This window comes from Streptomyces sp. GESEQ-35 (genome assembly GCF_017948485.1).
GTDB lineage: Bacteria > Actinomycetota > Actinomycetes > Streptomycetales > Streptomycetaceae > Streptomyces.
This window is the reverse complement of sequence record NZ_JAFFSX010000027.1, coordinates 126,734-147,834: the sequence shown is the minus strand read 5'-3', so window position 1 is coordinate 147,834 and position 21,101 is coordinate 126,734. Positions and strand designations below refer to the sequence as shown.

Genomic DNA, 21,101 nt, shown 5'->3' with positions numbered 1-21,101 from the left:
ACAGCCGGGTGCGAGCTGCTCACCCCCGCTCGGATTGCAAGGTAAACCTGCACGCCGGAGGGCACCCATTCGCCGGGGCGCGACCTAACGTCGTTCGACGCAGCGCCCTGACATGGAGAGGATTTTCCGGATGACCACGATCATCAAGGTCGCGTCCGTGCCCCAGCTCGACCGCGGCGGGGCCGTCGTGACGACACCGCTGATCACCACGCCCTCGGCCGGCGGGGAGAACCGGATCACCAGCGGGATGAGCGTGTATCCGGTGGGCTCGGGGGCGCCCCTGCACTCGCACAACTGCGACGAGCACGTGACGATCCTCTACGGGGAGGCGGAGGTGTGGGTGGACGGCGAGGTGACCAAGCTGGAGCAGTTCGACACGGTGTATGTCCCCTCCCCCATCCCTCATCTGTTCCGCAACATCGGAGACACCCCGTTGCGCATCCTGTGGGTGTACTCGTCCGGCTATGTCACGCGCACGTTCACCGAGACCGGCAAGACGGTGGAGCACCTTTCGGCCGAGGACCAGATGGGCAAGGACTGATCTCGGCCGCGGCCCGGTGGGGGCTTGGCGCGCAGTTCCCCGCGCCCCTTAAGTACGTGCTGGTGAGCGCCCCTTCAGGGGCGCGGGGAACTGCGCGACCAGCCCCCACCGGGCCCGCACCCGACGGACAACACGGCAGTCAGTGCACTCCGGCCAGCTCCTGACCGCTCCCGCTGCTAGCCCCCTGCTTGGGACTCCGCAGGGCCGCGACACCGATGAAGACCATGGACGACAGACCGGCGATGGCGAACGCGGTGAAGCCCCAGTCCCCGTTGCCCGCGGCAAGCAGCTGGCCGCCGAGCCATGGTCCGAAGACGGCGCCGAAGCGGCCCATGCCGGAGGTCCAGCCGACCGCGGTGGCGCGGCTGTCCGGGGTGGAGCGGATCGAGACCGTCGCGTAGATCATCGTCTGGGCGCTGTTGAGGAAGACACCCGTGAAGAAGACGATGATCATCGTCACGCTCATCGGCATGTGGACGCTGAGCAGGAAGACCCCGGCGGCCGTCAGCGCGAACCAGATCGCCGAGATACGCGGAGCGCCGAACCGGTCGGCGGCCCGGCCCGCGACCAGCATGCCCACGATGCCACCGAGGTTGAAGACGACCACGAAGGACAGGGCAGAGCCCAGCTCGTAGCCCTCGGCGCGCATCAGGGTGGGCAGCCAGGTGGCGACGCCGTAGACGAGCAGCAGACCACCGAAGGAGGCCAGCCAGTACAGCAGGGTCTGGCTCCACTCGCCGCCGCGGAAGAGGTTGACCAGGTTCGTCCAGCGGTCGGCCGCGCCCTGCTTGCCGGACTTGGCGGCGGGCAGCTCGACGTCGTAGCGGGCGGCCAGCTCACGGGCCTCGTCGGTGCGTCCCTTGGCGACGAGGAAGCTCAGCGACTCGGGCAGGAACTTGGCGAGCACCGGTGCGAAGAGCAGCGGGAGCACGCAGACCCAGAACGCGGCGCGCCAGCCGACCGGCTCCACCAGCCACTTGGCGACGTAGGCGGAGAGGATGCCGCCCGCGTGGTGGGCGGTCATCAGCAGGCCGATGATGATGGCGCCGCGGCCGCGCGGGGCGTAGTCGGAGACCATGCTGATCGCCGTCGGCAGCAGACCGCCGAGGCCGATACCGGCCAGGGTCCGGCCGAGGCCGAAGACGGCGACGCTGTCCGCGATCGCGCACAGGCCGGAGGCCAGCGAGAAAACGATCACACAGGTGACCATCAGCTTCTTGCGCCCGATCCGGTCCGCGATCGTGCCCGCGGCCAGGGCGCCGATCAGCATGCCGAAGGTGGCGTAGCTGCCGAGGTCGCCGGCCTGGTCCGGGGTGAGGCCGAAGGTCTTCGTCTCCAGCAGGTGCGGCAGCACCGAGCCGTAGATGAACATGTCGAGGCCGTCGAAGAGCACGGCCAGCCAGCACAGTCCGACGACCAGGAAGGCCAGTCTGCCGCCGCGGGCGGACAGGGAGAGGGAGGAGGACATCTTCGTTTTCCTCTGGAGCTCGGGAGGGGAGGGTCGATGCGGCTCGTGCGGCCGACCCGGTGTGCGGAAGACGCTAAGGAGCCACCCGAAGAGTGTCAACGCTTTTGTCAACAATCTCATCGACGATGAGTGGGGAGTGGCTCCCCGCGGGCCGGCTCAGCCGACCGGCGGCGTGCCGTGCGTGTGGAACGACTCGATGGTCTGAAGACCCCAGGCCTGCCCCTTGGCCCGCTCGGCCTCGGTCCAGGTGATCAGCGGCCAGTCGGGGGCCAGGACCAGGCGCGTGAGCGGATTGCACAGCTCGATACGGTTGCCGCCCGGCTCGTAGACGTAGAGGAAGAACGTCTGCTGGATGGCGTGCTTGTGCGGTCCGGTCTCGATGAACACGCCCGTGTCGATGGCGAGATCGGCGGCGCGCAGGATGTCCTCGCGAGTGTCCGTCGCGAACGCGATGTGGTGCAGCCGGCCCGTGGAACCGGTCCAGTCCGAGGTGTAGACGACGTCGTACGACTTGTTGGTGAAGGTCAGCCAGCGAGCCGCGATCTTCCCCGTGTCGAGCCGGATCTGCTCCGTGGGGCGGGCGCCCAGGAGCTGTTCCTGGAACTCCGCGTTGGCGAGCACATCGGCGGCGAGGAAGTTGATGTGATCCAGCCGGCGTACGCCCACGCCCCGGTTGGGCTTGGCCTGCGGCTGGTTCTTCAGCGCGGGCCGCAACTCCTCGGGGGCTTCGTAGTGTTGGCTCTCCCAGTACAACGCGTGCTCATGACCGTCCGGGTCGGTCGTGACGTAGAGCTTGCCGAGGCCGGGCTCGTCCTCGATCCAGTGGCCGGAGCCGCCCGCCTCCTCGACCGCCCTCACCCGGCGCTGGAGCGCCTCCTCGCTGGAGGTGCGCAGTGCGAGCCGGCCGAGGCCAGGCTGTTCGCGGGCGGTGAGCACCAGGCTGTGGTGTTCGTAGTCGTCGAAGGTCCGCAGGTAAACGGTGTCTCCCTGCTGCCCGTTGACGGTCAGGCCCAGGTAGTCGGTGAAGAAGGCGACACTGGCGTCCAGGTCCGGGGTGAACAGCTGGGCGTGGCCGACATGGGCGATGTCACCGAGCGGCGGAGTCATCGTGGACCTCCAAGAGGTTGTGCGGGATCGGTGCGGTCGCGGCGGACCGGGGGAAAACGGTGCCGTCGAAGATTTTTCGTGCGGTGCGCACGACTGCGGTGCGGCGGACCACGGGAGAGGTCTCTCCGGATCCGGCGTCCACACCGGTTTCGATGTCCAGGAATCCGGTGGGGTGCTCGATGCGTATGCGGTCGCTCCGCGCGGGGGGCTCGGCGATCCCCTCCCCCACGGCACCGGGAACGAGCAGCCCCGCCGCCACGCTCGCGGCGCCCAGCACGCCGATGGAGGTGTGGCAGCGGACGGGGATGAAGGTCCGGGTCGTCACCGCGCCACCGTCCCGGGGCGGCGCGAGCAGACTGAGCTTGGGCACCGTGGTGCCCTCCACATCGCCGAGGCCCATCAACTTCCCTGCCTCCAGCCTGATTTCCCGCAGCCGGCCGGCGAGGGCGCCGTTCTCCTCCAGGTCCTCGGGCGCCTCGTAGCCGGTGACACCCAGGGCGGTGGCGGGGATCAGCACCGTCGGCATCCCGTTGTCCACGCAGGTGACGTCGGTGCCGGCGACGGTGTCGCGGACATGGCCGGTGGGCAGCAGCGGGCCGGCGCCCTGCGGGAACTCGATCACGACGGCCGCGGCGGTGCCCGGCACCCCGGAGATCTCGGCGGAGCCGGTGTATTCGACCCGGCCGCCGGGGGTGGGGAAGGTCGCGACGGCGAGGTCTCCGGTGTTGAGCATCCGGATCCGTACGGTCGTCTCGGCGCCGTCCGCGTCGACCAGACCGCGTTCCACGGCGAAGGGGCCGACCCCGGCCAGGATGTTGCCGCAGTTCTGCCGGTCGGTGACCTCGGGGCGGTCGACGGCGACTTGGAGGAACAGGTAGTCGACATCCGCCTCGGGGTCGGCCGAGCGGGAGACCACGGCCACCTTGCTGGTCAGCGGATGTGCGCCGCCCAGGCCGTCGATCTGGCGCTGGTCGGGGCTGCCCATGACACGCAGCAGCAGGTCGTCGCGCTCACCGGGATCTGCGGGCAGTTCCTCGGCCAGGAAGTAGGCGCCCTTGGAGGTGCCGCCGCGCATCAGCATGCAGGGCACCTCCGCGAGCCGCCCGGTCACGACCGCTCCCCCTGGTCCGCTGCGTACTCTTCGTAGGTCTTGTACTCGACGCCGAGCCGCTTCAGCGTCTCCCGCAACCCGTAGCGGTCCAGGCCGAGTTCGCCGTCGAGGAAGGCGGCACGGGTCTTGGCCTCCTTGTCCTCGCGCGCCTCGGCCGCCTCGGCCGTCGCCCGGGCCCGCTCGCGGGGCACGACCACGACACCGTCGTCGTCGGCGAGGATCACATCACCGGGACGGATCACCTGGCCGTCGATGGCGACCGGCACATTGACCGAACCCCCGGTGGCCTTGACGGTGCCCTGCGCGGAGACCACGCGGGACCAGGCGGCGAAGCCCATCTCCCGCAGCTCCTGGGTGTCGCGGATGCCGGTGTTGATGACCACACCGCGCGCACCGCGCTGCCGGAGGGCGGTCGCGAACAACTCGCCGAACAGACCGTCCGTGCACGGCGAGGTGGTGGTGACCACCAGGATGTCGCCCTCGCCGCACTGCTCGACGGCGGCATGGATCATGAGGTTGTCGCCGGGCCAGCCGAGTACGGTCACCGCGGTGCCGGCGGCCCGTACGCCCTGCTGGACGGGCCGGATCCCGGGCCCCAGCAGCCCTGTTCGGCCCATCGCCTCGCTCACCGTGGCGACGCCGTACCCGGCGAGCGCCTCGACGTCCTTGACGTCGGCCTTCGGCGGGTTGGTGACGATGACGCCGCTCATGCCAGCTCCTTCGCGATCTGCGGGTAGGGACGCATGTACGCCTCGGCCATGGTCTTGTGGGCGAGGCCCAGGTTGGGCCCCGCGTTGCGCTTGAGCTGGACGCCGCGACGGACGGCGAGGTCGGTGTAGTAGTCCCACAGGTGCTGCTGGGCGCCGAGGCACTCCATCGCCTTGCGCTTGACGTCCCACACCTCGGTGATGTCGAGCAGGACCTCGGGCTTGAAGCCGCTCATCTCGGGCTGGTGCGGCTCGAAGAAGAAGACCGGCGGGGCGCCGATGATCTCGCCGTCGCCCGGGTAGCCGATGGCCTGCGCGAGGATGCGGGCCTCCAGGGCCATGCGGTTGGCGGCCGGGTGGTCGCCGTTGTACGGGTCCTCGACCGGGTGGGTGAGCACAACGTCGGGCTGCGTCTCGCGGTGGACGGCGACGAGTCGGTCGGTCAACTCGGCGGTGGGGACGAGCGGGTAGTCGCCGGCGTCGAAGAAGCGGACCTCGGCGCCGAGGGTGTCGGCGGCACGCTCGGCCTCGTCCCGGCGTATCGCCTTGATCTCGTCGAGCTGCTTGCCCTCGCGCCACGCCTTGGCCGACTCACCGCGCTCGCCGAAGGTGAGACAGGCGATGGTGACTTTCTCCCCCCGCGAGGCGGCCAGCGCGATGGCTCCACCGGCCCGCCACACGAAGTCCCCGGCGTGCGCGGTGACGACGAGGGTCGACCGTGGTGGACAGGCGGGCGCGTTGGCGTGCGTCATGGCGGGTTTCTCCTTGGTGGACAGGTGGGGCGCCCGCCCCGCGTGCATCAGTCGCGCAGCGCGCCGATCACGCTGGTGAGGTGGGCGCGGACGGCCGCTTCGGCCGCCTGCGGATCCCTGGCCCTGATCGCTTCGATCATCGCCAGATGCTCATTCAGGGACTGCTGCGGACGCCCCGGCCTGAGCGCCAACTGGAAGCGGTGACGCACCAGTTGGGCGTTGAGTCGCTCCAGCAGTTCCAGCGCCGTCTGCTGGCCGGAGTACTCCCGGATCCGGGCGTGCAGTTCGTGGTTGAGTTCGGAGTACGTCAGCGGCTCGCCGTCGGCCACGGCCTTGCTCATGGCCGAGCCCAGGTCCGTGAGTTCCGTCAGCTGCTCGTCGCTCACCGCGATGGCGGCCTTCGCCGCACACAGTCCTTCGAGGACCATGCGGCACTCGGTGATGGCGACCGCTTCCTCCACGGTCACCACCCGCACCCGCGAGCCGCGGTTTCGGATCCGCTCGACGAGGCCCTGGGCCTCCAGATCGATGAGCGCCGCACGAATGCTCGCCCGTGTCACACCGAACTGCTCGGCGAGTTCGTTCTCCACCAGTCGCTGTGCCGGTGCCATCTCGCCGTGCAGGATCGCCTGCCGCAGTTGCGCGAACGCATGCTGCTTGGCCTGCTCCCCGGTGCTCGGACGGGCTTGTTTCGGCATCGTTGCCCTCCCTGAGTGAGTGCCTGTCGAACGTAAATCTAGCCAAACAGAATTGTCAACAATTTTGTCCGGCGTATTGCCTGCACATACTTCGGCGCCTGGCGGCGCTTCAGCCCGTGCGGTACAGCTCTGTGGCCAGTTCCAGCACGGCCTGCGCGGCGGGATGCGGGTCGCCCCGCCACCAGGCGAGACGTACGGCTATCGGCTCCGCATCACGCACCGGCCGGTAGACGACGCCGGGCCGCGGATACTGGTTGGCGGTGGATTCGGCCGTCATGCCGATGCCGCGGCCGGCCGAGATGACGTTGAGCCAGTCGTCGATGTCGTGCGTCTCCTCGATGGCCGGGCGGGAGTCCGGCGGCCACAGGTCCGCGGTCGTGGTGCCGGTACGGCGGTCGACGAGGAGTGTGCGTCCGGCGAGGTCGGCCAGCCGGACCGAGCGGCGCCGGGCCAGCGGATCGTCGGCGGCCACCGCGCACAGCCGCCGCTCCAGACCGAGGATGGCCGAGTCGAAGCGCCGGTCGTCCACGGGTCGCCGTACGACGGCCAGATCGCAGGCGCCCTCCGCGAGACCGGCCGTGCCCGAGTTGACGCGGACGAGATGCAGATCGGTCTCCGGATGCAGGTCGGCCCAGCGGCGCTGGAAGGCGACGGTGTGCCGGCCGAGCGCGGACCAGGCGTAGCCGATCCGCACCCGGGCGTGGCCCGAGGTGGCCTCCCGTACCAGGTCGTCGACCTCGGCAAGGACCCGCCGGGCGTGCGCCACCACCCGCAGCCCGGTCCCGGTCGGGGTCACTTCGCGCGAGGTCCGCCTCAACAGCCGTACGCCCAGGGCCTTTTCCAGCGATGCGAGCGTGCGGGAGACGGCGGCCTGGGAGACGTCGAGGGCGAAAGCGGCGTCGGTGAAGGTTCCCTCGTCGACGATCGCGACGAGACAGCGCAGCTGCCGCAGTTCCACATCCATGCGTCCAGCGTATAGATCGGCCGTTGAATGCATTTTTCGCAAGTGGAGAAGCGGCGCACGATCGGAGCATGCAAGGAGCACCCGCACGCCCCGCCGCATCCACGTCTCCTGCCGCACCGCTCCAGGCCGTCGAGCGCTCGCCCTTCGCCGGGGTGGCCACCATGGCCGGCAGCGGACTGTCCAACCAGGTCGGAGCGGCCATCGGTTCTTTCGCCTTCCCTGTCATCGGACCCCTCGGTGTGGTCGCCGTGCGCCAGTACGTCGCCGCGGCCGTACTGCTGGCGGTCGGCAGGCCCCGCCTGAGGTCCTTCACCTGGCGGCAGTGGTGGCCGGTGCTGCTGCTGGCCGTGGTGTTCGGGACCATGAACCTCTCCCTGTACACCGCCATCGACCGCGTCGGCCTCGGGCTCGCGGTGACGCTGGAGTTCCTGGGCCCGCTGAGCATCGCGCTCGCCGCCACCCGGCGGCGCCTGGACGCCTGCTGGGCGCTGCTCGCCGCGGCGGGCGTCGTCGTCCTGATGCGGCCGCGGCCGTCGGCCGACTATCTCGGCATGGGGCTGGCCCTGTTGGCGGCCCTGTGCTGGGCGTCGTACATCCTGCTCAACCGGACCGTCGGGCGGCGCATCCCGGGAGCGCAGGGTTCGGCAGCCGCCGCCGGGCTGTCCGCGCTGATGTTCGTGCCGGTCGGGATCGTGGTGGTGGTCCAGCAGTCGCCGACCCTGGCGGCCACGGGGTGTGCCGTGGCCGCGGGTGTGCTGTCCTCGGCGGTGCCGTATCTCGCCGACCTGTTCACGCTGCGCCGGGTGCCTGCGCCGGCGTTCGGTCTGTTCATGAGCGTCAACCCCGTGCTCGCCGCCGTGGTCGGGTGGGTCGTTCTCGGTCAGGGGCTGGGGTGGACGGAGTGGGCCGGCATCACGGCCGTCGTCGCCGCGAACGCGCTCGGCATCGTCACTCAGCCGAGCCAGTAGCCGAAGCCCCTGCGTGTGTGGATCAGCGCGGGCTCCTCGCGGTCCACCTTGCCGCGCAGGCGGGAGACGAGTTTCTCGATGGCCTGGTGGGCGCGGAACTCGCCCCACACGTGCCGGCTGATCTGCTCCTTCGACAGCACCCGCCCCGAGTTGGCCAGCAGGTGGCGCAGCAGCCGGTACTCGGCGGGTGTGAGGTCCAGCGGCCGGGCTCCCCGCCGGGCCCGGCAGGTGGCGTCGTCCAGGACCAGGTCGCCGTAGCGGGGCGAGGCGTCGCTTGGCCCGGGCCGCACATCGCGGAGCAGGACCTGGGCCCTGGCGAGGACCTCGGCGATCCGCACGGGCTTGGTGACGTAGTCCCCCTCCCCCGGGGCGAGTTCGGGCACCAGCCCGGGGAGGGAGTCGCATGTGGTCAGGAACAGCAGCCGGGGCCGGTCCACCGGCGCGATCCGGCGGCCCCGGCCGAAGTGCTGCCCGTCCGGCAGCGTGGCGTCCCAGACGACCAGGTCGAACCGCTGCTCGGCGAGCCGGGTCATCCCCTGGACTCCGGTGTCCGCCGTGCCGACCCGGTAGCCCGCCAACTCCAGTGCGGTGGCGAGATGTTCACAGACACCGGGGTCGTCCACGACGACCAGGACGTGCTGTCCGTTCCCGCGCGGCGGCGACGGTTTCTCCAGGAGGTTCGCGTACATCACAGGACCCTTCGGATGGGATTGCGCTTCACGGAAGAGCTCGGCTCCGTCACCCGGAGGGCGCGGTGTCCTCGGCGTGGGCGACGAAGTCCTCGACCAGCCGCCGGAACAGGCCGGAAAGCCGCTCCAGGTCCTCGGCCGACCAGTCCGCCAACACCATGTGCAGGCCCTGGCGGCTGGCCTCCCGTATCGCTTCCACGGCGGCCAGCCCGGCGTCGGTGAGTTGGATGCGCTGGGCGCGGCGGTCGTCCGGGTCCGCGACCCGGATCACATGGCCCGCCGCCTCCAACTGCCGTAGCTGCCGGGTGACATGGGAGGCCTCCACCGAGAGCCGCACCGCAAGCACGCCGGGGCGCAACGGCTCGCTCTCGGCGATGCCCCGCAGGATTGCCACGGCGGCACGGTCGAGCGTCAGCCCGGCCATGTGCATGAGGCGTTCGTGCTGCCGGGCCCGGCCGGCCAGATAGGCGAGCCGACTGAGCTGACGTTCGATCTCGACCACGTTCGCCGTGCCGCGTACTGCGGAGGGTTGCGCTGGCATGCGAGCACCTTAGATGTCGTTGCCTAACTTAAGCAATACGATTGATTGCTTGACTTAAGTAACGCATCTATGCTTGCCTAAGTCAAGGAAGCCGGTCCACAGGCCGGGGCCGCCCTGAGCGGAGGCGGCCCCTGGCGCCGAGCCCGTGGGGACGGGGTACGGCGCGGTCACCGGGCCCCGGCAGGCGGAACAACTCCCCCCGTTCCGTCGCCGGGGCCGGTGATGCCCATACAGCTCCGGTCACCTCACTCCAGAAAGAGAGCACCCCATGGCCACGATGAAGTCCGTACAGACCGGCGCCGTGAACGCCGTCGACGTGGTGGACGTCGAGCGTCCCGCGCCCGGCCCCAGGGACGCACTGATGAAGATCCGCGCCTGCGGCATCTGCGGCACCGATGTGACCTTCCTGCACATGGGCGGCGCCCCGTTCGGGCCCGGCGGAGCCATGATCCCCATCCCGCTCGGGCACGAGCCCGCGGGCGAGATCGTGGAGGTCGGCGCCGAGGTCACGGACCTGAAGGTCGGTGACCGGGTCGTCGTCAATCCCCAGGGCGCACCCTCCGGCATCATCGGCTGCGGCGGCAGGCTCGGCGGCATGATGGAGTACCTGCTCATCGAGGATGTCGAGGTGGGCAAGAGCGTGGCGGTGTTTCCCGACACGGTCCCCTTCTACGTGGCCGCGCTGAACGAGCCGATGGCGGTGGCCCGGCACTGCGTCAACCGGTCCGGGGCCAAGCCCACCGACAAGGTCGTCGTGTTCGGCGCCGGACCCATCGGCCTCGGCGCCGCGATCTGGCTGAAGCTGCGCGGGGTCGAGCACGTGGTCGTCGCCGACGTCATCCCCGAGCGCCTGGAGACGGCCCTGGCCGTCGGCGCGGACGCCGTCATCAACTCGGCCACCGAGGACGTCACGGCCCGGCTGACCGAGTTGCACGGGCCGGCCGCCAACGCGCTCGGGCAGCCGCGGGCCGGGACCGACATCTACATCGACGCGGCCGGTGCGCCCGCCGTCTTCAACGCCACGGTGGCGTCCGCGAAGTGGGGCGCGAAGCTGGTCATGGTCGCCGTACAGAAGAAGTCCGACGCCATCGATCTCGGCGGCATGCTGCGGAGTGAGCTGACGCTGATCGCCTCGCAGGGGTACCCGACGGAGATCTTCGAGGTGACGCCCGAACTCGTCGAGCATCAGGAGCGGTTCGCGAAGCTGATCAGTCACCGGGTGCCGTTCTCCGAGGTGGAGTCGGCCTTTGAGCTGACGTTGACGCCGGGGGCTGCGGAGAAGGTTGTCGTGACGTTCGACTAGAGGCATCGAGGCGCCTCTGACGGGGCGCTCTGCCGAACGACCTCGCTCTTGAATGTCTGATTCAGCGAACCTAGCATCACGCGGTGGATCCATTCATCCATCCATGGTTCTGGAAGGGGATTGCCCCGTGTTCCCAGCCATTCGCCTCAGACATCCGGCCGCCACCCTGGCGCTCGCTCTCACGCTCGCCCTCGCCCCGACGCCCGCGACGGCCTCGCCCGGCCCTTCAGGGGATGCGCCGCGCGTGTGGCCCGCCCCGCAGCACCTCAGTACCGGCCGGGGCCGACTCGCCGTGCCCGAGCGGGTCGTCGAGGTCGTCGGCCCCGGAACCGACCCCTCGGCCCGTCGCCTCGTCGAATCCGTCCTGCGTGACGCCGGAGCCGACGAGATCGTCACCACCGGCACACCTCCCGCGTCGGCCGCGCTCACCGTCTACGTCGGCGGACCCGGCGAGAACAGCGCCACCGGGCAGGCCCTGAAACAACTGGGCGTCACCCCACCGGACGGATTGCCGTCGGGCGGCTACGTCCTGGCGTCCGGCCGGAAGCACGGGCGGGCCCTGGTCGCGCTGTCCGGCGTCGACACCACGGGCACGTTCTATGCGGCCCAGACCCTGCGCCAACTCGTCGTCAGGGCAAGCGGATCCCGCTCCGCCCTCCCCGAAGTCACCGTGCGGGACTGGCCGACGGCACCGCTGCGCGGCGTCATCGAGGGCTTCTACGGCACTCCCTGGTCGCACGCCGAGCGGCTCGCCCAACTCGACTTCTACGGCCGTACGAAACAGAACGTCTACGTCTACTCCCCCAAGGACGACGCCTATCTGCGTGCCCGCTGGCGCGACGAGTACCCGCCCGCCGAGCTGGCCCGGCTCAAGGAACTGGTCGACCGGGCAGGCGCCAACCACGTCCGCTTCACCTACGCCCTCTCCCCCGGGCTGTCGGTCTGCTACTCCGCGGACGCCGACATCAAGGCGCTCACCGCCAAGTTCGACTCGCTGTACGACATCGGGGTCCGTGCCTTCGCGATACCGCTGGACGACATCAGCTACACGAAGTGGAACTGCCCCGCCGATGAGGACGTGTTCGGCACCGGAGGCGGAGCGGCCGGCGCGGCCCAGGCCCATCTCCTCAACCGGGTCTGGCAGGAGTTCTCCGCCACGCACCCCGGTCTCGAACCGCTGGAGATGGTTCCCACCGAGTACTCGGACCTCGCCGACTCGCCCTACAAGACCGCGCTGCGGGAGAAGCTGGACCCCTCGGTCGTGGTCGAGTGGACCGGCGTCGGCGTGATCGCCCCGACCATCACCGCCGAGCAGGTGCGGCAGGCCCGCGAGGTGTACGGCCACCCGATCCTGATCTGGGACAACTATCCCGTCAACGACTACGTCACGACCCGTCTGCTGCTCGGCCCCTACACCGGCCGTGAGCCCGGCGTGGCCGAGGCGGCGACCGGGGTGACCGCCAATCCGATGGTCCAGGGCGAGGCGAGCCGGATCGCGCTGTTCACCTCGGCCGCCTATCTGTGGAACCCGCGGGGCTACGACCCACGGGCCGCGTTCCTCGCCTCCGTCCGTGACCTGGGCGGACCCGAGGCGGCGAAGTGGCTGCGGATCTTCGCGGAGAGCAACTACTCGTCACAGCTCGACCCGACCGAATCACCGACGCTGAGCCGGCTGATCGCGGCCTTCCGCAAGGCCTACGAACAGGACAGCGGTCTCGACCGGGCCGCCGCCGCGCTCAGGGCGTACTTCACGGACATGGCCGCCACACCGGCGCAGTTGCGCGCCCGCCTCCACAACCCCGGCTTCCTTGAGGAGACTTCGGCCTGGCTGGACAAGCTCGGCCGTTACGGCACCGCGGGACGGACGGCCGTAGCACTGTTGCTGGCGGACAAGCGCGGCGACACCGACGCGGTCACCGCGTACTGGAACAGGCTCGGGACCGAGCGCAAGGAGCTGGACTCCGTCCCCCAGCAGGTCTCGCCGGGTGTGATGGACCAGTTCCTCTACACGACGATGCTGGAGACCGCCCCCGATCCGGGTGTCGACCTGTCCTTCGGGCCCGGTTCCCTCACCCTGAAGCCGGGTGCGTCCGAGACGGTCGCCCTCGCCCTGTCCGACGAACGCTCGACCACCGCGAAGACGGTCTCCTGGAAGCTCGACGTACCCGACGGTGTCACCGCCTCACCCGCCGAGGGCACCGTCACCGTCCCGGCGGGCGGCAGCGCTTCCGCCACCATCACGTTGTCGGCGCAGGAGGACGCCCCGGAAGGCGTCCGGTCCGTGGTCGCCACCGGCACCGGGGCAGTCCCTCGGGCGATCCCCGTCCAAGTCACCGACGGCTCCGGCTCGTCCAGAGCGCTGACCGCCAACTTCAGTGGTGCGTCGGTCAGTTCGATCGACCTCTCCTCCGGCAAGAGCACTGACATCGCCGTCGGCAACAACCCCGGTGAGGTGGTCGTGAGTGCGGACGGGCGCACCGCCTACGCCGCCAACCAGGGCTCGAACACGGTCAGTGTGATCGACGTGGCGGGCGGCGAGGTCACCGCCACCGTGGCCGTGGGGCGCGTCCCGGCCGGGCTCGCGCTCACGCCGGACGGCGGCACGCTCTGGGTCGCGAACTACTCCGACGGCACCGTGCAGCCCGTGGACACCACCACGCTCAGCGCGGGTACGGCCGTCCCTGTGGGCTCCGGTCCCGAGAACATGGCGATCACACCGGACGGGCGGACGCTGTACGTGGCGAACATCAACGACGACACGGTCACTCCGGTCGACCTGGCGAGCAAGAAGGGCGGTGCCGTCATTCCGGTGGGCCCCAGGCCCTTCAACGTGGTGGCCGCTCCCGACGGAAGGACGGTGTACGTGTCCAACTCCGGTGGTTCGACCGTCACTCCGATCGACACCGCCACACACGAAACAGAGGCGGCACTCCTGGTCACGGGCCAGGCGTACGGGCTGGGCCTGTCGCCGGACGGGCGCACCCTGTGGGTCAGCCCCAGCAACGGCGACAGCGTCACGCCCGTGGACACGGTGACCGGCGCCCCGGGCAAGCAGGTGACGGTCGGGAAGTCGGCTTTCGACGTCGGCCTGGACTGGAACGGCGGTACGGCGTACGTCACCACTGCCGACGGCAACGCGCTGCTGCCGGTCGACACGTCGTCGGGCGCGGCCGGGGCGGCATTCACCACCGGCGCCTATCCGTTGGCGGTGGCGCTGACGCCGGTGTCCGTGCCCTGAGCTCCGCTGGGGGTGGCGCGATGTGCAGTCGGCCGGCTGCGGCGCCGTCGTGGCTGGTCGCGCAGTTCCCCGCGCCCCTGCGGGCGCTGCCGAACCGCTCAAGGCTTCAGCTCGCGGTGCGTCGGATCCGTCCGGCGTACCGCTTCTCCAGCTCCAGGTTGCCCTCGAAGCCGCCGGGCACGTTCGCCGAGACGTACACCGGTGGGCGGTCGCCGGAGGCGAGGAGGAGTGCCGCCGCCTCTGCGACCGCCATCTGGACCAGCATCACGCCGGTGAGGGTGGACAGGGCGCACACGGCGCCGCCGCCGGGGAGTTCGAGGAGGGCGTCGCCGCGCGGGGCCGCGTTGTCGAGGACGACGTCGGCGAGGTCGGCGAGCTTCTTGCCGCTCGGGTGGGCGGCGGGGACGGCCCGGGTGTGGGAGAGGGAGGTGATGGCGAGGAGGCGGTGGCCTTGTTCCCTGGCGTGCAGGGCCATCTCCACGACTACGTTGTTGACGCCGGAGTTGGAGATGATGACGAAGAGGTCCTGGGGGCGGGGGGCGGCGAGGTCGTAGAGCCGCTGGGCGACTCCTGCCCGGCGCTCCAGGAGCGGGTCGTCGAGGACGCTCGGCGCGTCACCGCCGTAGAGGACGAGGTCGGCGATGCTCAGCCGGTTCGTGGGTACCAACCCCCCGGCGCGGCCCGCGAGTTCGAGGACGATGGCCTGGGAGTGGCCGGTGCCGAAGGCCTGGATGACGCCGTCCGAGCGCACGCATGCGGCGATCAGTTCGGCGGCGCGCGTCACCTCGCCGCGGGCGGACTCGGTGATGCGGTCGAGGACGGTCATACTCTCGCGGGCGAAGCCGTTGGCGTTCACGGACTCGACGGACACGGGACACTCCCCACCGGTGGATTGAACCACCTCACACAACACCACAGGTGAATCAATAAATCACACCCCCCGGGCCGCGGGCAACGAGCGCCCCGCCGGCCCGTCGATGGGTCCTGCAATTCAAATCGTGCCATCAAGGGTGGCTGATACCTTCTTCGCATGCCTCCGACGGACGTCACCACACTGATCCGCACCGAGCTGCCCCGGCTGGCCGGCTCGCTGCGGAAGGTCGGCGAGCTGATCCTGGAGGATCCGGCCGCCGTCACCCACTGCTCGGCCGCCGAGCTGGGCCGCCGCACCGGCACCTCCCAGGCGACGGTGACCCGTTTCTGCCGGGCCATCGGGCTCGACTCCTACCAGCATCTGCTGATCGAACTCGCCCAGGAGCGCGGCCGCGGCGAGGTCTCCGACTGGGGCACCGCCGAGATCGGCCCCGACATCTCCCCCGACGACAGCCTGGAACGGGTCGTGCAGGTCGTCGGCACCGCGGACCTGCGCGCGGTCCAGCAGACCATCGACCGGATCGACCTCGACGCCGTCGAGCGCGCGGCCCAGGCCACCGCCCGTGCGCGCCGTATCGACGTGTACGGCGTCGGCGGCAGCGGGGCCCTGGCACAGGAGACCGAGACCCGGCTGTTCCGCATCGGCTGCGCGGTGCGCGGCTGGACCGAGGTGCACGCCGCGGCCACCTCCGCCGCCCTGCTCACCCCGGCGGACGTCGCCATCGGTATCTCGCACTCCGGGGCGACCCGGGAGACCATCGAGCCGTTCGAGCTGGCCAAGGAGCGCGGCGCCACCACGGTGGCGGTCACCTCCGACCCCCGTTCCCCGCTCGCCAAGGCCGCCGACATCCGGCTCATCATCTCCCCCTCGGAGACCAGCTTCCGCACCGAGAGCATCGGCAGCCGGCACTCCGCCCTGCTCCTCATCGACTGTCTGTACGTCCGGGTCGCCCAGCTCTCCTACCAGCGGGCGAGCGCCTCCCTGGCGCTGACCGACCACATCACTCCGCAGCATGCGGTGAAGTCCCGGCGCACCCGCTGAGCGCGATCGACTCTGCATGGATGAACCACCGAGAAAACATAAGGATGGTTGTTTGAATCATCCCCTCGGTGCCAGGATGGGGCTCCGCCGAGCACTCGTAGGAGCCCCATGCGCGTCCTCATCGTCGAGTCGACCGAACTTTTCGTCGGTACTGTCGAGCAGCCGCACCAGGTGGTGAGCGCCGGGGTCGAGCACGTCCCTGGCAGGCCGGTCCGCCTCGCCGTAGCGGGTGCGGACGTGAGCGGGGAGGCGCTCGCCACCGTCGGCGAGGACGGCACCGTACGCGTCGAGATACCCGTGACCACCGACGGCCTCGCGCCCGGCGACCGTCGCGAGATCACGGTGACCGCCACCGACGGAGACCAACTGGCGCGGCACACCGCCGAGTTCACGGTGGCGGAGTCCGGCTGGACCATGTTCATGGTCAGCCACTTCCACTACGACCCCGTCTGGTGGAACACCCAGGCCGCCTACACCGAGACCTGGGACGTGGCCGACGACCCGGCGACGACCGGACTCCCGGCCCGCACCTTCGACTCACGCGGCCAGTCCGGGATGAGTCTCGTGCGGGCCCACTGCGATCTGGCGCGGCGCGATCCGGCGTACACCTTCGTGCTCGCCGAGGTCGACTACCTCAAGCCCTACTGGGACGCCTTCCCCGAAGAGCGCGCATTTCTACGGCAGTTGCTGCGCACCGGGCGGATCGAGATCATGGGCGGCACCTACAACGAGCCCAACACCAATCTCACCGGTGCGGAAGCGACCATCCGCAACGCGGTCTACGGCGACGGCTTCCAGCGCGGGATTCTCGGGGCCTCCCCCGAGACGGCCTGGCAGCTGGACGCCTTCGGGCACGATCCGCAGTTCCCAGGGCTCATGGCGGACGCGGGGATCTCCTCCAGTTCCTGGGCGCGTGGGCCGTTCCATCAGTGGGGACCGACCCTCTCCGTGTTCGGCGAGGAGCCCCGGGATCCCGGACGGATGCAGTTCCCGGCCGAGTTCAGCTGGATCGCCCCGTCCGGGCGCGGGCTCCTCACGGCGTACATGGTCAACCACTACGGCGCCGGCTGGGCGATCGACAACGCGCCCACGCTGCCGGAGGCGGAAACGGCCGCGTACAAGCTCTTCCAGGGGCTCAAGAAGGTCGCGCTCACCCGCAACGTCCTGCTCCCGGTCGGCGGCGACTACGCCCCGCCGTGCCGCTGGGTCATGGACATCCACCGGGACTGGAACGCCCGTTACGTCTGGCCGCGCTTCATCAGCGCCGTGCCGCGCGACTTCTTCGCCGCCGTGCGGGCCGAGTTGGCGGCGGAGGGACGGAAGGCCTCGCCGCAGACGCGGGACATGAACCCCGTCTACACCGGCAAGGACGTCTCCTACATCGACACCAAGCAGGCCCAGCGGTACGGCGAGACGCTGCTCGCCGACGCCGAGGCCTGGGCGACGCTCGCCTCGCTCATCACCGGGCGGCCCTATCCGGACGCCGCCCTGGACAAGGCGTGGCGGCAGCTCGTCTACGGCGCCCATCACGACGCCATCACCGGCTCCGAGTCCGACCAGGTCTACATCGATCTGCTCACCGGCTGGCGGGAGTTGTACGACCTCGCCGAGACCGTGCACGCCGACGCGACGCAGGCCCTCGCCGACGCCGTGACGCCCGGCGAGGCGACGGACCTGGTCGTCTTCAACTCGGCGACCTGGGAGCGAAGGGATGTACTTACGGTCGGGGATCCCGGGCTGATCCCCTTGGACGACACCGGCCGGCCCCTGCCTGCGGTACGCGAGGACGGCCAACTGCACATCGTCGTACCGGAGTTGCCCGGCATGGGCCTCAAGGCGCTCCCTCTCGCCGAGGGCACGGTGCCCGGGTGGACCAGCCGCGAAGGCACCACCATTCGCAACGAGTTCTACGAGGTGACGGTCGACCCCGCGCGCGGCGGCGCCGTCAGCAGCCTGCGCGCACTGACCGAGGGCGGCCGGGAGCTGCTGCGCCCCGGCGACATCGGCAACGAACTCGTCGTCCAGGAGGAGTACCCGAGGCACCCCCGCTTCGGTGAAGGCCCCTGGCATCTCACCCCGACCGGTACCACCGCCGCCCGCAGCCGGGACGTACGCGCCGGCATCGAAGTCGAGCAGTCCCCCGCGGGGTCGCGGATCACCGTCAGCGCCGACCTCGGCCTCTTCCGCTACACGCAGCGGCTGTTGCTGTGGAAGGGCGTCGACCGGCTGGACGTGTCCACCACCATCGACGGGTACGACGGCGCCGACCGGCTCATCCGGGTCCGCTGGCCGTCGAACGTCCAGGGCGGGCTGCCGGTGCACGAGGTGGCGGATGCCGTGATCGGGCGGGGCTTCGGGTTCGTGGAGGTGGACAGCGAGCGGTTCCCATGGACGCTGGACAACCCGGCGAACACGTGGTTCGGCCTGGGGTCCACCGCACGGGTCGCGCTGAGCGACGACACGGGACGGTTCATCGGGCATCGGTCGATCGGGGTCGCCGAGCTGGTGTACGCGGACTGGGACGAGGCCGGGGAGCTGGGCACCCCGTTCGCGGCGGCCCTCGTGCGTGCCGGTGTCACCGCGACGTCGACGATCGCGGACGGGCCTCGGTACGGGGACCTGGAGGTGGACTCCAACCTGCCCGACATCCGGATCGCCGTCGGCGGCCCCGACCGCAACTCCCTGGCCGCCGAGGCCCTCGGCTGGGATCCCGCCGCCGGGCGCGAGTTGCGGCGACAGCTGGCCGAGCGGGGGGTCGCGGTCGTGTGGGTGGCGCCGCGTGCCGGGCTGCGCGAGGAGTGGGTGCCCGGAGCGGACCTGCGCGACCTCGAACGGCTGCCGCTGCTCGTGGTGGCGGGCGCCCGCCCCGAGGACGACGCCAAGGCGGTCGACGCCCTGATCGCCGACCTGGACGACGCGGTCGTACAGGCCACGGCCGCGGGCGGCGGCGAGGCACTGCCGCCGGGCGACACCTGGGACGGGCACGGCTTCGCGGTCCTCAATCGGGGCACGCCGGGCTGCGTGGTCACCGCCTCCGGCGACCTCTACATGTCCCTGATGCGTTCCTGCACGGGCTGGCCGTCCGGCATCTGGATCGACCCACCGCGCCGCACCACCCCCGACGGCTCGGCGTTCCAACTCCAGCGCTGGTCCCACACGTTCCAGTACGCCGTCGTCGCGGGTGAGGGCGACTGGCGTGAGCTGGGGCTGCCACGTGCCGGGCATGAGTTCAACCACCCGCTCACCGCGCGCATCCGCCGGTCCTCCGACGAACCCGGGATACCGAGGAAGGCGACGCTCCTCTCCCTCGAACCCGCGGGCGAGGTGCTCCTCGACGCACTCAAACCGCTCGGCTCCCCGCTCGCCCGGGGCAGCGCGGCACCTGCGGACCCGGGGCGCGGAGTCGTCGTGCGGATGCACGAGGTCAACGGACGGCCGGTGCACGCGCGCGTGGAGGGGCCACGCGACTGGACGGAAGGCGCGCGGGCGAACGTACTCGAGACGCCGGGCGAACCCCTGACACCGGACGGCGAAGGAGGTCTCGACCTGGACCTCACCGGCTTCGAGGTCGCCACGGTCCTGGCCAAGGCCACTGCCGCCCGGACATCCGGCGGCCCCTCCATCGCCGCCCACGAGCCCGCCCAGCCGATCCACACCCGCTACTGGCTCCACAACTCCGGCCCCGCCCCCCGCGGCAACATGCCGGTCTCGGTCTACCTCTCACCCACCGCACTCACCGCCACCGGCCCCGTCACGGCAACCGTCCGGATCGGCTCGGAACTCACCGACGCGCCCGCATGGGGCACCGTGACCCTGCACGTACCGCCCGGCTGGTCGACCACACCCGCCGAACTGCCGTACACACTGGGCCCCGGCGGGTTCACCCTCACCGAGGTCACGGTGACACCGCCACCCGACGCCGAGCCGGGACGGCACTGGCTCGCGGCCCGGCTGTCGCACGGCGGACAGGTGTACGAGGATGTCGTGGCCCTCGATGTACCGGGCGTCCGTCCGGGTCCAACTCTCGTGTCCGACCTGGGCGTTGAGCGGGTCGTCGTACATCGCGGTGAACGCGTCCGAGTTCCGGTGACCGTACACAACACCACCCGCGGGCCCGTCAACGGAACCCTGTGGGCCGTGTCCTCCTGGGGAACCTGGTCCGGAGTCACCCCCGGCTGCCAGGGCTTCACGGTGGCCGCCGGGGAGCATCTGGAATGCGTGATCGAGGTGGACGGCGCGGCGATGCCGCCGGGCTCGTACTGGCTGATGGCAAAGATCGCGTGGCACGGCTGCGTGGCCTATACGGAGGCGGTGGAGCTGGAGGTAACCCCATGACGGAACACGCGGCTCTAGTGCACGGCGAAGTGCTCCCGAAGCAGCGGGTGAACGCCTTCTTGGCGATCTCCGGTTCGACAGCGCCCTTTAGGGGCGCGGGCAGTGTCGATATGCGGCTCCGCCGCGTGGGCGCGACCAGCCACAACGAATCCGCAGACGAACGACAACGACGACGCTGGGCGACCCAGGTGGTCGTCGCGGACGAGCTGGCCCGCAGGGCATGCAAGGAACGGGGGTTGACGCCCCCCGAGGAGGCATCACCGACGCGCGTGCTCACCGTGGCCGAGCCAGACGTCGCCGACCTCGGCAGCATCGTCGCAACAACGCTCGCCCACTCCCCGGCCGCACGCACCCTGCTCGCCCAACTGGAGGCCGAGCAACAGGTACCGGAGGAGGCACTGCGGGACTATTACGCCCGCAACCGGGACCGTTTCCTCACACCGGAGGCATTGCGACGCGGCGTCGACCCGTTCGGCACGACGGCGCCGGAGGATGTCCTGCCGTACGCGCGCGTCCGCGACGACATCGCACGCGAACTGGGGCGCGCGGCAGGGCGACGGGCCTTCTTCGACTGGTTCGACCGGGCGCGCGCCGGCGTGGAGTACGCAGAAGGCCACGAGCACCCCGGCGACCCCTCCCATCCGGACCACGAGCACCGGCACTGACCGCCCAACTCAACACCGGCGGAACCTAAAAGCAACATGGCAACCCATTGACCTCCGATGAATTCTGGTCCACCTTTTCATCAATCGGAGTCGAAGTTG

Annotated in this window: 17 protein-coding genes; 7 read left to right on the top strand and 10 right to left on the bottom strand. The window is 70.5% G+C overall.

Annotation, left to right across the window (positions count from 1 at the left end):
- The first annotated feature begins 130 nt into the window (after positions 1-130).
- Positions 131-541, top strand: coding sequence for a cupin domain-containing protein (locus tag KCH87_RS38120; protein WP_210592447.1), 411 nt, complete (start codon positions 131-133; stop codon positions 539-541).
- Positions 542-680: 139 nt separating this feature from the next.
- Here KCH87_RS38120 and KCH87_RS38115 read toward each other — a convergent pair whose 3' ends face one another.
- The 7 genes from KCH87_RS38115 to KCH87_RS38085 all read right to left on the bottom strand — a co-directional run bounded on the left by KCH87_RS38115 (position 681) and on the right by KCH87_RS38085 (position 7,348).
- The gene (locus tag KCH87_RS38115) at positions 681-2,129 is read right to left on the bottom strand and encodes an aromatic acid/H+ symport family MFS transporter (RefSeq protein WP_247197411.1); all 1,449 of its coding nucleotides are present in this window, start codon (positions 2,127-2,129) and stop codon (positions 681-683) included.
- Positions 2,130-2,165: 36 nt separating this feature from the next.
- Positions 2,166-3,116, bottom strand: coding sequence for a VOC family protein (locus KCH87_RS38110; RefSeq protein ID WP_210592445.1), 951 nt, complete (start codon positions 3,114-3,116; stop codon positions 2,166-2,168).
- Positions 3,097-4,227 carry a 4-oxalomesaconate tautomerase gene (locus KCH87_RS38105; protein ID WP_308299017.1) on the bottom strand — a complete coding sequence of 377 codons (1,131 nt, stop codon included), beginning with the start codon at positions 4,225-4,227 and terminating at the stop codon, positions 3,097-3,099. The genes KCH87_RS38110 and KCH87_RS38105 overlap by 20 nt, the downstream gene beginning before the upstream one ends.
- Positions 4,224-4,937, bottom strand: coding sequence for a 4-carboxy-4-hydroxy-2-oxoadipate aldolase/oxaloacetate decarboxylase (locus tag KCH87_RS38100; RefSeq protein ID WP_210592444.1), 714 nt, complete (start codon positions 4,935-4,937; stop codon positions 4,224-4,226). The genes KCH87_RS38105 and KCH87_RS38100 overlap by 4 nt, the downstream gene beginning before the upstream one ends.
- A complete protein-coding gene (locus KCH87_RS38095; RefSeq protein WP_210592443.1) occupies positions 4,934-5,686 on the bottom strand; it encodes a PIG-L deacetylase family protein in 753 nt (250 codons plus the stop codon). The genes KCH87_RS38100 and KCH87_RS38095 overlap by 4 nt, the downstream gene beginning before the upstream one ends.
- Before the next feature lie 47 nt (positions 5,687-5,733).
- On the bottom strand, positions 5,734-6,384 hold the full coding sequence (locus KCH87_RS38090; protein WP_210592442.1) for a GntR family transcriptional regulator: 651 nt from the start codon (positions 6,382-6,384) through the stop codon (positions 5,734-5,736).
- 109 nt (positions 6,385-6,493) lie between these two features.
- The gene (locus KCH87_RS38085) at positions 6,494-7,348 is read right to left on the bottom strand and encodes a LysR family transcriptional regulator (RefSeq protein WP_210592441.1); all 855 of its coding nucleotides are present in this window, start codon (positions 7,346-7,348) and stop codon (positions 6,494-6,496) included.
- A 68-nt stretch (positions 7,349-7,416) separates the two neighbouring features.
- Between KCH87_RS38085 and KCH87_RS38080 the strand changes: the two genes are divergently transcribed.
- Complete coding sequence (locus tag KCH87_RS38080) at positions 7,417-8,316, top strand: DMT family transporter (protein WP_210592440.1); 900 nt, start codon at positions 7,417-7,419, stop codon at positions 8,314-8,316.
- Here KCH87_RS38080 and KCH87_RS38075 read toward each other — a convergent pair.
- Complete coding sequence (locus KCH87_RS38075; protein WP_210592439.1) at positions 8,301-9,005, bottom strand: response regulator transcription factor; 705 nt, start codon at positions 9,003-9,005, stop codon at positions 8,301-8,303. The two genes, KCH87_RS38080 and KCH87_RS38075, sit on opposite strands and share 16 nt — an antisense overlap.
- Before the next feature lie 49 nt (positions 9,006-9,054).
- Complete coding sequence (locus KCH87_RS38070) at positions 9,055-9,546, bottom strand: MarR family winged helix-turn-helix transcriptional regulator (protein WP_210592438.1); 492 nt, start codon at positions 9,544-9,546, stop codon at positions 9,055-9,057.
- A gap of 268 nt (positions 9,547-9,814) precedes the next feature.
- On the opposite strand from KCH87_RS38070, the gene KCH87_RS38065 reads away from it, so the two are divergent.
- Positions 9,815-10,849 (top strand): zinc-binding dehydrogenase, encoded by a 1,035-nt coding sequence (locus tag KCH87_RS38065; RefSeq protein WP_210592437.1) that lies wholly within the window; start codon positions 9,815-9,817, stop codon positions 10,847-10,849.
- 127 nt (positions 10,850-10,976) lie between these two features.
- Positions 10,977-14,087 (top strand): beta-N-acetylglucosaminidase domain-containing protein, encoded by a 3,111-nt coding sequence (locus KCH87_RS38060; RefSeq protein WP_308299016.1) that lies wholly within the window; start codon positions 10,977-10,979, stop codon positions 14,085-14,087.
- A 106-nt stretch (positions 14,088-14,193) separates the two neighbouring features.
- Here the strand turns inward: KCH87_RS38060 and KCH87_RS38055 are convergent, their stop codons facing one another.
- Positions 14,194-14,958 (bottom strand): sugar isomerase domain-containing protein, encoded by a 765-nt coding sequence (locus KCH87_RS38055; RefSeq protein ID WP_210592435.1) that lies wholly within the window; start codon positions 14,956-14,958, stop codon positions 14,194-14,196.
- A 159-nt stretch (positions 14,959-15,117) separates the two neighbouring features.
- Here KCH87_RS38055 and KCH87_RS38050 point away from each other — a divergent pair, with 159 nt between their 5' ends.
- The 3 genes from KCH87_RS38050 to KCH87_RS38040 all read left to right on the top strand — a co-directional run bounded on the left by KCH87_RS38050 (position 15,118) and on the right by KCH87_RS38040 (position 21,002).
- Positions 15,118-16,002, top strand: coding sequence for a MurR/RpiR family transcriptional regulator (locus KCH87_RS38050; RefSeq protein ID WP_210592434.1), 885 nt, complete (start codon positions 15,118-15,120; stop codon positions 16,000-16,002).
- Between the two features lie 108 nt (positions 16,003-16,110).
- Positions 16,111-20,337, top strand: coding sequence for an NEW3 domain-containing protein (locus KCH87_RS38045; protein ID WP_210592433.1), 4,227 nt, complete (start codon positions 16,111-16,113; stop codon positions 20,335-20,337).
- Positions 20,334-21,002: a peptidyl-prolyl cis-trans isomerase gene (locus KCH87_RS38040; protein ID WP_210592432.1), complete on the top strand. Its 669-nt coding sequence runs from the start codon at positions 20,334-20,336 to the stop codon at positions 21,000-21,002. Before KCH87_RS38045 ends, KCH87_RS38040 begins: the two co-directional genes overlap by 4 nt.
- The last annotated feature ends 99 nt before the right edge of the window (positions 21,003-21,101 follow it).